Source organism: Bradyrhizobium sp. C9 (assembly GCF_002532045.1).
In the GTDB taxonomy this organism is placed as follows: Bacteria; Pseudomonadota; Alphaproteobacteria; order Rhizobiales; family Xanthobacteraceae; genus Bradyrhizobium.
The window spans coordinates 82982-97166 of record NZ_NWTG01000005.1 but is presented as its reverse complement, the minus strand read 5'-3'; the positions used below and the strand labels follow the sequence as shown (position 1 = coordinate 97166).

Below are 14185 nucleotides of genomic sequence, written 5' to 3'. Positions count from 1 at the left end.
TGATCACGGGTAAGGACATCGTCAAGTACGTCATCTGGGTCAGCTTTGTTCTGACACTACTCGCATTCTGCGTGACGTTCCTTCCGCGTGCCGGCCATTCCCAAACAGCGTGCTACGAAGTTGGTCACGCAGTCTGACCTGCCCGCCGGATGTGCACCGGCACCGACTTGTACGACGGCGTGCCGCTTTCCTTGTCCTGGTGGTCCAGCGGCACGAGGCCGTTGGCTTCGGGATAATAGGCGGCGACCGAACCGCGCGCGATGTCGTAGACGATCGCGGTCAGGGTGAGGCGGCGCGGCGCGCCCGAGGGCAGCGCGGTCTCGATCTCGACGAGATCGCCATGGGCGAGGCCGCGCGCGGTGAGGTCCGCCTCGTTGGCGAACAGCACGTCGCGCCGTCCGAACACACCGCGATAGCGGTCGTTCAGCCCGTAGATCGTGGTGTTGTACTGATCATGGCTGCGGATCGTCGCGAGCTTGAGGACGGTGTTGTCCGTCAGGACCGGATCCTCTTCCAGACCGTCGAAGATCAGGAATTCGGCCTTGCCTGACGGCGTGGTCCATTTGCGCTCGGTCGGCGGCAGCGGCAGGCGGAAGCCGCCGGGAATCCGGATCCGCGCGTTGTAATCCCTGAAGTCGGGGAAGACGCCCTCGATGGCGTCGCGGATGCGGTCGTAATCGGCGATCAACTCGGCCCACGGCACCTTGCTCGCCGGCAAGGTCGCCATCGCCATGCCGGCAATAACAGCCGATTCCGAAAGCAGGTTCTCGGAGGCCGGGGTCAGCTTGCCGCGCGAGGCGTGCACCATCGACATCGAATCCTCGACGGTGACGACCTGCGGCCCCGAGGCCTGGACGTCGCGCTCGGTGCGCCCCAGCACCGGCAGGATGATCGACTGCTTGCCGACCAGAAGATGCGAGCGGTTCAGCTTGGTGCCGAGATGCACCGCAAGCTCGAGCTTGCGCATGCCGGCCGCGCAACGCTCGGGATCGGGCAGCGCGATGGCGAAATTGCCGCCGAGGCAAATCAGGACCTTCGACCTTCCGTCGTCGATCGCCTCCATCGCGGCGACCGCGTCATGGCCGTGATGGCGCGGCGGCTTGAAGCCGAAGGTGCGCTCGATGCCCTCGAACATCGGGATGTTGGGCTTCTCGGTGATGCCGACGGTGCGGTTGCCCTGCACGTTGGAGTGGCCGCGCAGCGGGCAGATGCCGGCTCCCGGCTTGCCGTAATTGCCCTTCAGCAGCAGCAGGTTTGCAATCTGCTGGACATTGTCGGTGCCGCGGCTGTGCTGGGTGATGCCCATGCCGTAGGTGACGATGGTGGCATTGGATTTGGCATAGGCGGCGGCGACCTCGCCGAGCTGGGCGCGACTGAAACCGGAAACGGTCTCGATCGCCTCCCACGACGTGGCGCGCAGGTCGGCGGCGAACGCGGCAAAGCCGTTGGTGTGCTCGGCGATGAAGGCGTGGTCGAGCACGTCGTGTGTGGCGTCATCCTTCTCGATCAGCGCTTTCATGACGCCCTTCAGCACTGCGGCATCGGCGCCGACCTTGGGCTGGTAATAGGTCGAGGCGATCCGCGTCGAGCCAAGGGTTGCCATCTCGATCGGGTCCTGCGGATCGGCAAAGCGCTCCAGCGCGCGTTCGCGCAAGGGATTGAACACGATGATCGGCGCGCCGCGGCGCGAGACCTCCCACAGCGTGCCCATCATGCGCGGATGGTTGGTGCCGGGGTTGTGGCCCATCGCGATGATCAGCTCGCAATGGTCGAAATCGTCCAGCGACACCGTGCCCTTGCCGATGCCGATCGATTGCGGCAGCCCGACACTGGTCGCCTCGTGGCACATGTTCGAGCAGTCGGGGAAATTGTTGCTGCCGTATTCGCGCGCGAAGATCTGGAACAGGAACGCGGCCTCGTTCGAGGCACGGCCGGAGGTGTAGAATTCGGCCATGCCAGGATCGGGCAGGCTGCGCAGGCTCTCGCCGATCCGCGCGAAGGCGTTATCCCAGGTGATCGGCTGGTAGGTGTCGGACGCGGCGTCATAGGCGAGGGGGTCGGTCAGGCGGCCCTCGTTCTCCAAATGGAAGTCGCTCCAGGTCAACAATTCGGTGACGGTGTGGGAGGCGAAGAAGTCCGGCGTGACGCGCTTGCTGGTCGCTTCCCAGGTCACGGCTTTGGCGCCGTTCTCGCAGAACTGGAAGGTGGAGGTGTGCTCCTTGTCCGGCCAGGCGCAGCCCGGACAATCGAATCCGTCGGGCTTGTTGGTGCGCAGCAGCGTGATCGGCGCCTCGACCAGATCCATCTGGTCGCGAACCGCTGTCGCGGTGGCCTTGAGGGCGCCCCAGCCGCCAGCCGGAGCATTGTAGGGTCGGATACCGGGAACGTCGCGCTTTTGGACCATATGTCCTCCTGCAGCTCTTGAGTTCTGACCTCGTGCGTCTGTCCCGAAATTGATCGTTTGTTGGCCGCGAGCGCGGCGATCCGCGAGAGTGCGTGTTCCGATCGACGTTCTCGATCTGAAGCACTCGTCTCGCGATGGAGGTTAGACTAATCGGCTGACGCCTGCGGTCAACACTCTGTCAGCTTGGTCTCGTAGTCCGGATGAGCGAAGCGATATCCTGGGCGGCCGGTCCCGCATGTCGCTGCGCTCATGCGGGCTACAAAAGCATCTACCGTTTCCGATCCAGAAATCCCTGCAGCAGGCGCTGCGGCTCGCCGGTCTGGAACGACTTTCCGAACACGCCGACGCTGAGATTGACCGACTCGGCAAGCGGCAGCTCCTCCCATTGCCGCAACAAATCCTTCTGGATGCGCAGCGCTTCGGGACCGCATTCCAGCAGCGCCTTCACGGTGTGCTCGACGGCCTCATCGAGGCCGCCGGGTTTTGCCACGGTGTCGACCAGGCCCCAGGCGAGCGCGGTCGGCGCGTCGACGTTTTCAGCGGTCATCATCAACCAGCGGGCGCGGCCCCAGCCGATCAGGCGCGGCAACAGCGCCGCATGAATCACCGAGGGGATGCCGACGCGCACTTCGGGCATGCCGAACATCGCATCATGCGCGGCGACCCGGACGTCACAGGCGGCCGCGACCTCGAGCCCGCCGCCGAGGCACCAGCCGGGCAGGCGGGCGATGACCGGCGCCGGGAATTTGCGCACGGCTTCGCAAAGGTCGCGCAGCCGGCTGATGAACGCTTCCGCTGAGGTCTGGTCGAGCGTCGCCATCTCCTTGATGTCGGCGCCGCCGATCATGCTGCGCTCGCTTTCGCCGGCCAGGATCACCGCGCGGATGCTGTGATCGGCCGCGAGGTGTTCAAAGCCTTCGCGCACGCCGTTGGTCACGGCCGAGCTGACGATGTTCAGCTTGCCGGCGTTGCAGATCGTGAGGCGGACGACGCCTCTGCTGTCGCGGTCGATGCCGCAGTGCGGATTGAGCATGTCCATGGAAAAGTCCCGGCGCAGGAATTGAACGACTTGGGCCATGTCCCGGACAAAGCCTGTCTCTGTCAAGACACTGGCCGGCAGTTGCGTCAGGGGACGCGGATATATAGAATTATACACATCATATAAATGGAGCTATTCATGACCGCGGCCGAGACATCAAACCTGCATTCGCCCGAACTGACGCGCTCGCGCGTGGTCGAATGGCAGGCGCCCGGGCCGGTCGCCAGGGCGGCGATGCCGATGTCCGGCATCGAGGCGATGCGCGCGATCCGCGACGGCTCCTTGCCGCCGCCGCCGATGGCCAAACTGATCGGCTTACGCATGGCCGTGGTCGAGGAGGGGCGGATCGTGATGGAACTCGAGCCGCATGAGAGCCTGGAGAACACCATCGGTCTCTTGCACGGCGCGACCGCCGCGGCGCTGCTCGATACCGCGATGGGCTGCGCGATCTCGACCCTGCTGCCGGCCGGGCAGACCTCGGTGACATTAGACCTCAAGCTGACCTATCTGCGCCCGCTCTCGGCGCGCTCGGGAACCATCTCGGCCGAGGGCAAGGTGATCAAGCTCGGCCGCCAGACCAGCTACAGCGAGGGCTTGGTCCGCGACGGCAAGGGCAATCTTGCGGTGCACGCGACTGCGACATTTTCCATGCTGGGCGGGGAACCAAAAGCGAAATAACTGCAGCATTCCGGGCGCAAATCTGTTATTGTATGATTAGAAACATTCCATGAGAGCGGCATGCGCTATTCGAAAGAACACAAGCAGGAGACCCACGCGCGGATCGTGAAGAAGGCCGCGACGCGGCTGCGCGAGAAGGGCGCCCATGGCATCGGCGTCGCCGACCTGATGAAGGACGCCGGCCTGACCCATGGTGGTTTCTACGCGCATTTCGACTCGCGCGAGGCGCTGGTGATCGAGGCGTTCAACTACGCCATGGACCGCGCCAACGAGCGCTGGCGCAAGGTCACGGCGGAGGTGCCGCCCGAGAAGCGGCTTGGCTTGATCGTCGACGGCTACCTGTCCGCGACCCATCGCGACGATCCCGGCCAGGGCTGCGCGGTGCCGGCGCTCGGCGCCGAGATCGCCCGCGAAAGCCTGAAGACCCGCAAGGCCTTTGCGCTCAAGCTCGACCAGATGATCGATATGATCACCGACCAGATTCAGGACGTGCCGCGCAAGACCGCGCGCAAGCAGGCGATGGCCACGCTCGCCACCATGCTGGGCACCATCGTGATGTCGCGGATCGCGGGCAATGGAGAGATGTCCGACGAGATCCTGAGCGCGGGCCGCGAGGCGGTGATGGGGCGGGCGGCGGTGACGAAGAAGCCGCGTGCCAGGGCGAATTAGCGGAGTTCCTGCGACGAGGCGCCGGATCTCACCGGTTCAGTCTTCGTCGGCAACGAAGGCATGAGGCACCGTTTGGAAGGCCTCAGCCCTGCGAGGCTTCCGGAGTGATGGCGCTGCGCATGCTCCCTCTGACCTTGATGGCCGGGGCGGTAATCAATAACGTCCACCATCGCGCTTTTGTTGTGTGAGCCATTCCGACAGCGTCCTGGTTTTTGATGGTGGATCGCCCGACGACCCTCGTCTGGTGCTCGTTCCCGAGCGAGCCGACCGAAGCTTGGCTGATTCAGTTTCCACGATCGCGCCTGCGGAGGCCGACGATCTCTCGGCAGCTTCTCTCTCGAGGCGCAGCTTCTTCAATCGCGCCATTTTGTCCCGCTCGGCCTCTGTCTCAGCTCCGTCGGACAACAGCGTCTTGTGGTGGGCAGTTTCTGCTGAACCCCGGACCCCGATGACGGTTGTTTCGCCAAGCGCCTTGCAGGCCTCGAGCCGATGTAGCCCCTCGAGCAAAACGAGGCGGCCCTCATCAGGCCGAACGAGAATGGGGACTTGCTGCCCAACTTCCAGAATACTCGCCGCAATTTCTTGAACGAGCTCAGGCCGGAGGGTTTTCCGTTTCTTAACGGGCACGTAGATCTGATCGATTGAAAGACTTTCCGGGTCGGGCACAGCGTTACTCCCTACTCAGGATCCGTCCAAAATGCGGTATAAGGATGAAGCGCCACACCGCCAAGCCATTTCTGAAAAAGCCATTTCTCAAAAAGGCATTTCTCAAACTGAGCTCGAGGGCCAGCGCTCGTCAGGTCGCCCCGGCAAACAGCGCGCGCTCGGCTTCCACCGTCTCGTAGATGTAATCCGCCACCGCGCGGATGCGGGCGAGGTCCTTGCTGTCGGCGTGCATCAATAGCCAGAAGGTGCGCGAGATCCGTACCTCGTCGCGCAAAACCGGCTGCAGTTCGGGGTGGGCGGTCGCCATGAAGTGCGGCAGCACGGCGATGCCGAAGCCGGCGATGGTGGCGTTGAGCTGTGCGATCAGGTTGGCGCTGCGGAATTTGGCCGAGATCTTCGGCGAGACCAGCGGCAGATAGTCCAGTTCCGGCGTGAACAGCAGCTCCTCGATATAGCCGACGAAGCGGTGCTTCGACAGGTCGGCGCGCGTTGCGATCTTTGGCGCCTGCGCGAGATAGCCGGGTGCGGCATAAAGCCCGAGCGTGTAGTCGAGCAGCTTGCGGCCGACGATGCGGCCTTCCTTCGGCATGGTGAGGCTGATCGCGATGTCGGCCTCGCGCTTGGAGAGCGAGAACAGCCGCGCGGTGGCGACGAGCTGCAGATCGAGATCGGGATACCGCTCGGTGAACTTGACCAGCCGCGAGGCCAAAAAGTGACTGCCGAAGCCGTCGGGCGCGCCGATCCGCACCGTGCCGGTGAGATGCGCACGCGAGCCGCCGACCGCCTCCTGGTTGGCGACGATGGTCGATTCCATCGCCTCGGCACTGTCGGCGACGCGCTGGCCGGCCTCGGTCAGCAGATAGCCGGTCTTGCGCCGATCAAACAGTTTTGCGGAGAGGTGCCCCTCCAGCCGGTCGACACGCCGGATCACTGTGGCATGATCGACGCCGAGCTGCTTGGCGGCAGCCGACACCGACCCGCCGCGCACGATGGCAAGCACGAAACGGAAGTCGTCCCAGTCGATCGTGTCGCCGCCTTGATCCTGCATTTCCGCACATCTATGGTGCAATTTATCGGACTTGAATCCTATAAAATGCAGGGTCATTAGGGTTTGTAAAGCGATCTCGCCGCGAGGAGCGGCGATTCACGTCTTCAAGGGAGGATATTCATGCGCTCGATCGGACATTTCATCGGTGGCAAGGAGGTCAAGGGCACCTCGGGCCGTACGGCTGACGTCTTCGAGCCGATGACCGGCGACGTCCAGGCCAAGGTGGCGCTGGCCTCCAAGGCCGAAGTTCGCGCCGCAGTCGAGAACGCCAGGGCGGCCCAGCCGGAGTGGGCCGCGACCAACCCGCAGCGTCGCGCTCGCGTGATGATGAAGTTCGTCGAGCTGGTGCAGCGCGACTACGACAAGCTCGCCGAACTGCTGGCGCGCGAGCACGGCAAGACCGTCCCCGACGCCAAGGGCGACATCCAACGCGGCCTCGAAGTCGCCGAATTCGCCTGCGGCATCCCGCATCTGATGAAGGGCGAATACACCGAAGGCGCCGGCCCCGGCATCGACATCTATTCGATGCGCCAGCCGCTCGGCGTCGTCGCCGGCATCACGCCGTTCAACTTCCCGGCGATGATCCCGATGTGGAAGTTCGCGCCTGCGATCGCCTGCGGCAATGCCTTCATCCTCAAGCCGTCCGAGCGCGATCCCGGTGTGCCGATGAAGCTCGCCGAGCTGATGATGGAAGCGGGCCTGCCGGCCGGCATCCTCAACGTCGTCAACGGCGACAAGGAAGCGGTCGACGCCATCCTCGATGATCCCGACGTCAAGGCGATCGGCTTCGTCGGCTCGACCCCCATCGCGCAGTACATCTATGAGCGTGCCGCACAGACCGGCAAGCGCTGCCAGTGCTTCGGCGGCGCCAAGAACCACGCCATCATCATGCCCGACGCCGACATGGACCAGGCGGTCGATGCGCTGATCGGCGCCGGCTACGGCTCGGCCGGCGAGCGCTGCATGGCGGTGTCGGTTGCGGTGCCCGTCGGCAAGACCACCGCCGACCGGCTGATGGAAAAGCTGATCCCGCGCGTCGAGTCGCTCAAGATCGGCACCTCGGTCGATCCGTCGGCCGACTACGGCCCGCTGGTGACCCGCGAGGCGGTCGAGAAGGTGAAGAGCTACATCGACATCGGCGTCAAGGAAGGCGCGACGCTCGCGGTCGACGGCCGCGGCTTCAAGATGCAAGGCTACGAGAACGGCTTCTATCTCGGCGGTTCGCTGTTCGACAACGTCACCAAGGACATGCGGATCTACAAGGAAGAGATTTTTGGCCCGGTGCTCTCGGTGGTGCGCGCCAAGGACTATCACGAGGCGCTGGCGCTGCCGTCCGACCACGACTACGGCAACGGCGTTGCGATCTTCACCCGTGATGGCGACGCGGCGCGCGACTTCGCGGCCAAGGTCAATGTCGGCATGGTCGGCGTCAACGTGCCGATCCCGGTGCCGATCGCTTATTACACCTTCGGCGGCTGGAAGAAGTCCGGCTTCGGCGATCTCAACCAGCATGGTCCGGACTCGGTCCGCTTCTATACCAAGACCAAGACGGTGACCTCACGTTGGCCGTCCGGCGTCAAGGACGGCGCGGAGTTCTCGATCCCGACGATGAAGTAAGTCCGTTCAGGGCGAGGCAATGATGCAGTTCGCTCTCAACGAGGACCAGATCGCGGTTCGCGACATGGCGCGGGCGTTTGCGGCGGAGAAGATCGCGCCGCACGCGCTCGAATGGGACGAGAAGAAGCACTTTCCGGTGGACGTGATGCGCGAGGCAGCAGGCCTCGGCATCGGCGGCATCTACATCAAGGACGATGTTGGCGGCTCGGCGATGACGCGCTTCGACGCGGCGCTGATCTTCGAGGCGCTGGCGACGGGCTGTCCGACCACGTCGGCCTTCATCTCGATCCACAACATGGCGTCCTGGATGATCGATGCCTATGGCAACGACACCCAGCGCCACCGATGGCTGCCGAAGCTCTGCACCATGGAGCTGATCGCGAGCTACTGCCTGACCGAGCCGGGCGCCGGCTCCGATGCCGCGGCGCTGCGCACCCGCGCGGTGCGCGACGGCGATCATTACGTGCTCAACGGACAGAAGCAGTTCATCTCCGGCGCCGGAAGCACTGACCTTCTGGTCGCGATGGTGCGCACCGGCGGCGATGGCCCCGGCGGCGTCTCGACGATCGTGATCGACGGCAAGACGCCGGGCGTGTCGTTCGGCGCCAACGAGCGCAAGATGGGCTGGAACGCACAGCCGACCCGCGCCGTGGTGTTCGAGAATGCGCGCGTGCCGGTCGAAAACCGGCTCGGCGAGGAGGGCATCGGCTTCAAGATCGCGATGGCCGGCCTCGACGGCGGCCGTCTCAACATCGCAGCGTGCTCGCTCGGCGGCGCGCAGACCGCGCTCGACAAGGCGCTGGCCTACATGAAGGACCGCAAGGCCTTCGGCAAACGTCTCGACGAATTCCAGGCGCTGCAATTCAAGATCGCCGACATGGCGACTGAGCTTGAGGCTGCACGCACCTTCCTGTGGCGTGCAGCGGCCGCGCTCGACCGCAAGGATCCTGATGCCTCCATGCTGTGCGCGATGGCAAAACGCTTCGGCACCGATGTCGGCTTCGAGGTCGCCAACCAGGCGCTGCAGCTGCATGGCGGCTACGGCTATCTCAGCGAATACGGCGTCGAGAAGATCGTGCGCGATCTGCGCGTGCACCAGATCCTCGAAGGCACCAATGAAATCATGCGGCTGATCGTGTCGCGCAAGTTGATCGAGGGCGCGCGATGAATGATGCGGCTGCGGCAGAGGGCGATCTTATCGTCCGCCGGGAAGGCAGCCTTGGTGTGATCCGGCTCAACCGGCCGAAGGCGATCAACGCCATGACGTTGGAAATGTCTGAGGGCATCGACGCCGCGTTGGATCGCTTTGAGACCGATCCCGATGTCGCGGTCGTGCTGCTCGAAGGCGCCGGCGAGCGCGGGCTGTGCGCAGGTGGCGATATCCGCGGGCTCTGGGAGAGCTCGAAGGCGAAGGGAGACCTCGGCAAGGTCTTCTGGCGCCAGGAATACATCATGAATGCGCGGATTGCGAAGTATCCAAAGCCCTACGTTGCGTTCATGGACGGCCTCGTGATGGGCGGCGGCGTCGGCCTGTCGGCGCACGGCCGCCACCGCGTCGTGACCGAGAAGACCAAGCTCGCGATGCCCGAAGTCGGGCTCGGCTTCTTCCCCGACGTCGGCGGCACCTATCTGCTGTCGCGTTCGCCCGGCGAGATTGGCACCTACTTCGGTCTCACCGGCACCACGATGAACGGTCCGGATGCGATCTACGCCAAATTTGCCGATGCGGTGGTGCCGAGCGCGAAGCTTCCGGCGCTGCGGGAGGCGCTGGCCAAGGTTGCGCCGGGCACCAACTCGGCCGCGATCGACAACCTGATCCGGGGCTTTGCCACCGGTGAGACGTCGGGTCCCGTCGCAGCGATGCAGGCCAGGATCGACGGCTGGTTTGCGCGCGGACGGATGGAGGACATCGTCGCCGCGCTAGAGTCTGACGGATCGGAGCTGGCGCAGACCACGCTGAAAACGCTCGGCGAAAAGTCGCCGCGCGGCATGGTGGTGACGCTGAAGCTGCTGCGGCTGGCGCGGGCGACCGAGACGCTGGAAGAGTGCTTGGTGCGTGAATATCGCGCGGCGCTCGAAGTGTTTGCCAGCGACGATTTCCGCGAGGGCGTGCGCGCCGCCGTGATCGACAAGGACCGCAATCCGAAATGGTCGCCGCCCAATATCGAGGACGTGACGGCGGAGATGCTGGCGCCTTACTTCGCCGAGATCGGCGCAGACGAACTGAAATTTCCTGACAGCAAATAGAAACGTCGTAAGCGGAGGACTTCCCATGGCAAACGTCGCATTCATCGGGCTCGGCAATATGGGTGGGCCGATGGCGGCCAATCTGGTCAAGGCCGGCCACAAGGTGACCGCGTTCGATCTGGTCGCAGCGTCCCGCGATCAGGCCAGGAGTGACGGTGCCGCGATCGCCGAGAGCGGCGTTGGCGCGGTGAAGGGCGCCGATGTCGTGATCACCATGTTGCCGGCCGGCAAGCATGTGCTCGGCGTCTGGAACGAGGTGCTCCCGGCGATGGCCAAGGGCGCGCTGATCATCGACTGCTCGACCATCGACGTCGAAAGCGCCAAGCAGGCCCACGCGCTCGCCGCCAAGCACGGCATGGCCTCGGTCGATGCGCCGGTTTCCGGCGGCACCGGCGGCGCCAAGGGCGCGACGCTGACCTTCATGTGCGGCGGTGAGGCGAAGGCGTTCGCGGCGGCGCAGCCGATGCTGGCCAATATGGGCAAGAAGATCGTGCATTGTGGCGCCGGCGGCGCAGGGCAGGCGGCCAAGATCTGCAACAACATGATCCTTGGCATTTCCATGATCGCGGTCGGCGAGGCCTTCGTGCTGGCCGAAAAGCTCGGCCTGTCGCATCAGGCGCTGTTCGACGTCGCCTCGACCTCGTCGGGGCAGTGCTGGTCGCTCACGACCTATTGCCCGGTTCCAGGCCCGGTGCCGACCTCGCCGGCCAACAACGACTACAAGCCCGGTTTCGCCTCCAACCTGATGGTGAAGGACCTGACGCTAGCGCAGGACGCCGCCACTGCCGCCGGCGCGGTGACGCCGCTCGGCAAGCATGCGCAGGAGCTCTATAAGACCTTTGACGCGTCGGGCCATGGCGGGGTCGACTTTTCCGGAATTATCCAGCACGTTCGGAGCCTCGCTGGGAAGTGATCTATTGCGTCATCCCCGCGCAACGCGCAGCGTTGTCGCTGGAGGCGCGAGCGCCAGCGAGCCTCGAAGGATGCTTAGCGCGGTGCCCGTGGCCATCCTTCGAGACGCCGCGCAAGAAGCGCGGCTCCTCAGGATGACGATAGCGGATGTGGAGAAGCCGGATGACCACATTTCAGGACGCGCGTGCCTTCCTGCTCAAGCACCGCACTGACTACGACACGGCGGTGCAGGGATTTCGCTGGCCGGATCCCGTGCCGTTCAACTGGGCGCTGGACTGGTTCGACGCCGAGCTCGCGCGCAATGCCGACAGCCGCGGTCGGCCGGCGCTGTGGATTGTCGATGCCGCCAGCGGCAATGAGACCAAGCTGTCGTTCGCCGAGCTGTCGCGCCGTTCCAACCAGGTCGCGAACTTCCTGCGCGGGCAGGGGCTGAAGCGCGGCGATCATCTGTTGCTGCTGCTCGGCAACGTCGTGCCGCTGTGGGAGACCATGCTGGCGGCGATGAAGCTCGGCGTGGTCGTGATCCCCGCGACCACGCTGTTGACCGCGGATGAATTGCGCGACCGGCTCGATCGCGGCAAGGCCAAGGCAGTCGTCGCGACGCAGGATCAGGTCGCGAAGTTCGCAGGCCTCGGCGGCGAAAAGCTGGTGCGCATCGTGGTCGGCGCAACGCAGGCCCACGAGGGCTGGCTGCCGTTCGAGGAGGCGGCCAAGGCTTCGGACGCCTTCACGCCCGACGGCCCGACCAAGGCCGACGATCCGATGCTCCTGTATTTCACCTCGGGCACCACGGCAAAGCCGAAGCTGGTGCGGCACAGCCAGCGCAGCTACCCGGTCGGCCATCTCTCGACCATGTACTGGATCGGCCTGCAGCCCGGCGACATCCATCTCAACATTTCGTCGCCCGGCTGGGCCAAGCATGCCTGGAGCTGCTTCTTCGCGCCGTGGAATGCCGGTGCGACGATCTTCATCGCCAACCAGCCGCGCTTCGAGGCGAAAGGACTGCTCTCGATCATCGGCCGCTGCGGCGTCACCACGCTGTGCGCGCCGCCGACGGTGTGGCGGATGTTCATCCAGGAGCAACTGTCGGACTTCAAGGTGAGCCTGCGCGAGGTCTGCGGCGCCGGCGAGCCGCTCAATCCTGAGATCATCGACCAGGTCAAATCGGCCTGGGGGCTGACCATCCGCGACGGCTACGGCCAGACCGAGACCACGGCGCTGGCCGGCAACTCGCCGGGGCAGAAGGTGAAGGTCGGCTCGATGGGCCGGCCGCTGCCGGGCTATCGCGTGCAGGTCACCGACAATGACGGCCATGCCGCGAAGGAGGGCGAGGTGACCTTGCTGCTCGGCGCGGACCGGCCGGCGGGCCTGATGCAGGGCTATCAGGGCGACGACGGCAGGCTGATCGGCACCGACGGCGAGATCTATCGCAGCGGCGACGTCGTGTTCACCGACGACGAGGGCTATCTGACCTTCGTCGGCCGCACCGACGACGTGTTCAAATCCTCCGACTACCGCATCTCGCCGTTCGAGCTGGAGAGCGTGCTGCTCGAGCACGACGCGGTGGCGGAAGCTGCCGTGGTGCCGAGCCCGGACCCGATCCGGCTGGCGGTCCCCAAGGCCTATGTGCTGCTGGTCTCCGGTGTCGAGCGCAGCCCGGAGACGGCGCTGTCGATCTTCAAGCATTTGCACACGCGGCTCGCACCGTTTAAACGCATCCGCAAGATCGAGCTGGTCACCGAGCTGCCCAAGACGATTTCTGGAAAGATTCGTCGGGTACAGTTGCGCCGGCTCGAACATGACGATGTCAGAAGCGATGCGTTGCGCGGAGCCGAGTTCCGCGAGGAAGAATTTCCGGAGCTGCAGAAGGTGCGGACCTCCGGTTAGCGGAGATTAGCAATGAACGAAGTCTGGAAGAAGCCGCCGGTGTCGCTGGAGACCTACCAGGGCATGGTCGGCAAGGAGATCGGCGTGTCCTCATGGCACCTGCTCGATCAGGGCCGCATCGACACCTATGCCGACGTGATCGAGGATCACCAGTTCATCCATGTCGATCCCGAGCGCGCGAAGAAGGAGACCGCCTTCGGCACCACGATCGCCCATGGCTTCCTCACGATGTCGCTGCTGTCGATCATGTCCTACGAGGTGATGCCGGTGCTCGAGGGCACCGCGATGGGCGTCAATTACGGCTTCGACAAGCTGCGCTTCATTTCGCCGGTGCGCTCGGGCAGGCGCGTTCGCGGCCGCTTCGTGCTGGCCGAAGCCACGCTGCGCAAGCCGAAGGAACTGCTGTCGCGCACCAACGTCACGGTCGAGATCGAGGGCGAAGAGAAGCCCGCGCTGGTCGCCGACTGGCTCGGCCTGATCTATTTCAGCTGAGGGATGGTTGAGTAGCTCCACTTTTCCCGCAAGCGGGAGAGGTGGAGCTAGCCCGCCGCAACCTGCCTTCAGAGGCGGTGAGTTACTCGCCTGATCCACATAGCGCATTGACGGCTTTGATCCCTGGTGTCCATCATGCCTCCGTTGAGGCGGTGCGGTCCCCGGAGTGGCAGCCATGGTGCAGAACATCGTCGCCGGACTTGTCGTGGTCGGTTTGATTCTGATTGGCTCGATGAGCTACGCCCAGGAGCATCATGAGTGCTGGAGCGGGCACCTGCTCAAAAGCCTGAAACCCTGCGGATCGATGACGCCATCCGTCTAGCGCGCCCGGTGGCCGTCTTCGTTCTGGCCTTCTTGGGTCTCGGCCGGGCTTGACCCGGCCATCCATCGCTGCTCAAAAGTCGCCAACCTTTTCATGCCGCTCGGGCACTCACCCTCTCCCCTTGTGGGAGAGGTGGCGCAATCGAGCGGAGCGAGATGGAGCCGGGTGAGGGGTCTCTCTCCGCGTGCTCATCCGTGGAGAGAA

General features: G+C 64.7%; 13 protein-coding genes. 9 read left to right on the top strand and 4 right to left on the bottom strand.

Annotated elements, in window-relative coordinates; genetic code table 11:
* Window positions 1-124: 124 nt before the first annotated feature.
* Together CO675_RS13415 and CO675_RS13410 are read right to left on the bottom strand one after the other, a co-directional pair.
* A complete protein-coding gene (locus CO675_RS13415) occupies window positions 125-2404 on the bottom strand; it encodes an FdhF/YdeP family oxidoreductase (protein ID WP_097672382.1) in 2280 nt (759 codons plus the stop codon).
* A gap of 268 nt (window positions 2405-2672) precedes the next feature.
* Window positions 2673-3443 carry an enoyl-CoA hydratase gene (locus CO675_RS13410; RefSeq protein ID WP_097672381.1) on the bottom strand — a complete coding sequence of 257 codons (771 nt, stop codon included), beginning with the start codon at window positions 3441-3443 and terminating at the stop codon, window positions 2673-2675.
* Between the two features lie 138 nt (window positions 3444-3581).
* Here CO675_RS13410 and CO675_RS13405 point away from each other — a divergent pair, with 138 nt between their 5' ends.
* Complete coding sequence (locus CO675_RS13405; RefSeq protein ID WP_097672660.1) at window positions 3582-4121, top strand: PaaI family thioesterase; 540 nt, start codon at window positions 3582-3584, stop codon at window positions 4119-4121.
* A 60-nt stretch (window positions 4122-4181) separates the two neighbouring features.
* On the top strand, window positions 4182-4790 hold the full coding sequence (locus CO675_RS13400) for a TetR/AcrR family transcriptional regulator (protein ID WP_097672380.1): 609 nt from the start codon (window positions 4182-4184) through the stop codon (window positions 4788-4790).
* Window positions 4791-4943: 153 nt separating this feature from the next.
* On the opposite strand, the gene CO675_RS13395 is transcribed toward CO675_RS13400, so the two are convergent.
* Both CO675_RS13395 and CO675_RS13390 read right to left on the bottom strand, forming a co-directional pair.
* Window positions 4944-5456 (bottom strand): ParB N-terminal domain-containing protein, encoded by a 513-nt coding sequence (locus CO675_RS13395; RefSeq protein ID WP_097672379.1) that lies wholly within the window; start codon window positions 5454-5456, stop codon window positions 4944-4946.
* A gap of 130 nt (window positions 5457-5586) precedes the next feature.
* Window positions 5587-6504 (bottom strand): LysR family transcriptional regulator, encoded by a 918-nt coding sequence (locus tag CO675_RS13390; RefSeq protein ID WP_097672378.1) that lies wholly within the window; start codon window positions 6502-6504, stop codon window positions 5587-5589.
* A 120-nt stretch (window positions 6505-6624) separates the two neighbouring features.
* On the opposite strand from CO675_RS13390, the gene CO675_RS13385 reads away from it, so the two are divergent.
* From CO675_RS13385 to CO675_RS40955, 7 genes are all read left to right on the top strand, one after another.
* Window positions 6625-8121 (top strand): CoA-acylating methylmalonate-semialdehyde dehydrogenase, encoded by a 1497-nt coding sequence (locus CO675_RS13385; protein WP_097672377.1) that lies wholly within the window; start codon window positions 6625-6627, stop codon window positions 8119-8121.
* Window positions 8122-8143: 22 nt separating this feature from the next.
* Window positions 8144-9289, top strand: coding sequence for an isobutyryl-CoA dehydrogenase (locus CO675_RS13380; RefSeq protein WP_097672659.1), 1146 nt, complete (start codon window positions 8144-8146; stop codon window positions 9287-9289).
* Complete coding sequence (locus tag CO675_RS13375; RefSeq protein ID WP_097672376.1) at window positions 9286-10368, top strand: enoyl-CoA hydratase/isomerase family protein; 1083 nt, start codon at window positions 9286-9288, stop codon at window positions 10366-10368. Before CO675_RS13380 ends, CO675_RS13375 begins: the two co-directional genes overlap by 4 nt.
* Before the next feature lie 25 nt (window positions 10369-10393).
* Window positions 10394-11281 (top strand): 3-hydroxyisobutyrate dehydrogenase, encoded by an 888-nt coding sequence (gene mmsB / locus CO675_RS13370; RefSeq protein ID WP_097672375.1) that lies wholly within the window; start codon window positions 10394-10396, stop codon window positions 11279-11281.
* A 161-nt stretch (window positions 11282-11442) separates the two neighbouring features.
* Window positions 11443-13167 carry an AMP-binding protein gene (locus CO675_RS13365; RefSeq protein WP_097672374.1) on the top strand — a complete coding sequence of 575 codons (1725 nt, stop codon included), beginning with the start codon at window positions 11443-11445 and terminating at the stop codon, window positions 13165-13167.
* 12 nt (window positions 13168-13179) lie between these two features.
* Window positions 13180-13659 (top strand): MaoC family dehydratase, encoded by a 480-nt coding sequence (locus tag CO675_RS13360; RefSeq protein WP_097672373.1) that lies wholly within the window; start codon window positions 13180-13182, stop codon window positions 13657-13659.
* Window positions 13660-13834: 175 nt separating this feature from the next.
* Window positions 13835-13981 carry a hypothetical protein gene (locus tag CO675_RS40955; RefSeq protein WP_198964594.1) on the top strand — a complete coding sequence of 49 codons (147 nt, stop codon included), beginning with the start codon at window positions 13835-13837 and terminating at the stop codon, window positions 13979-13981.
* Window positions 13982-14185: the final 204 nt, after the last annotated feature.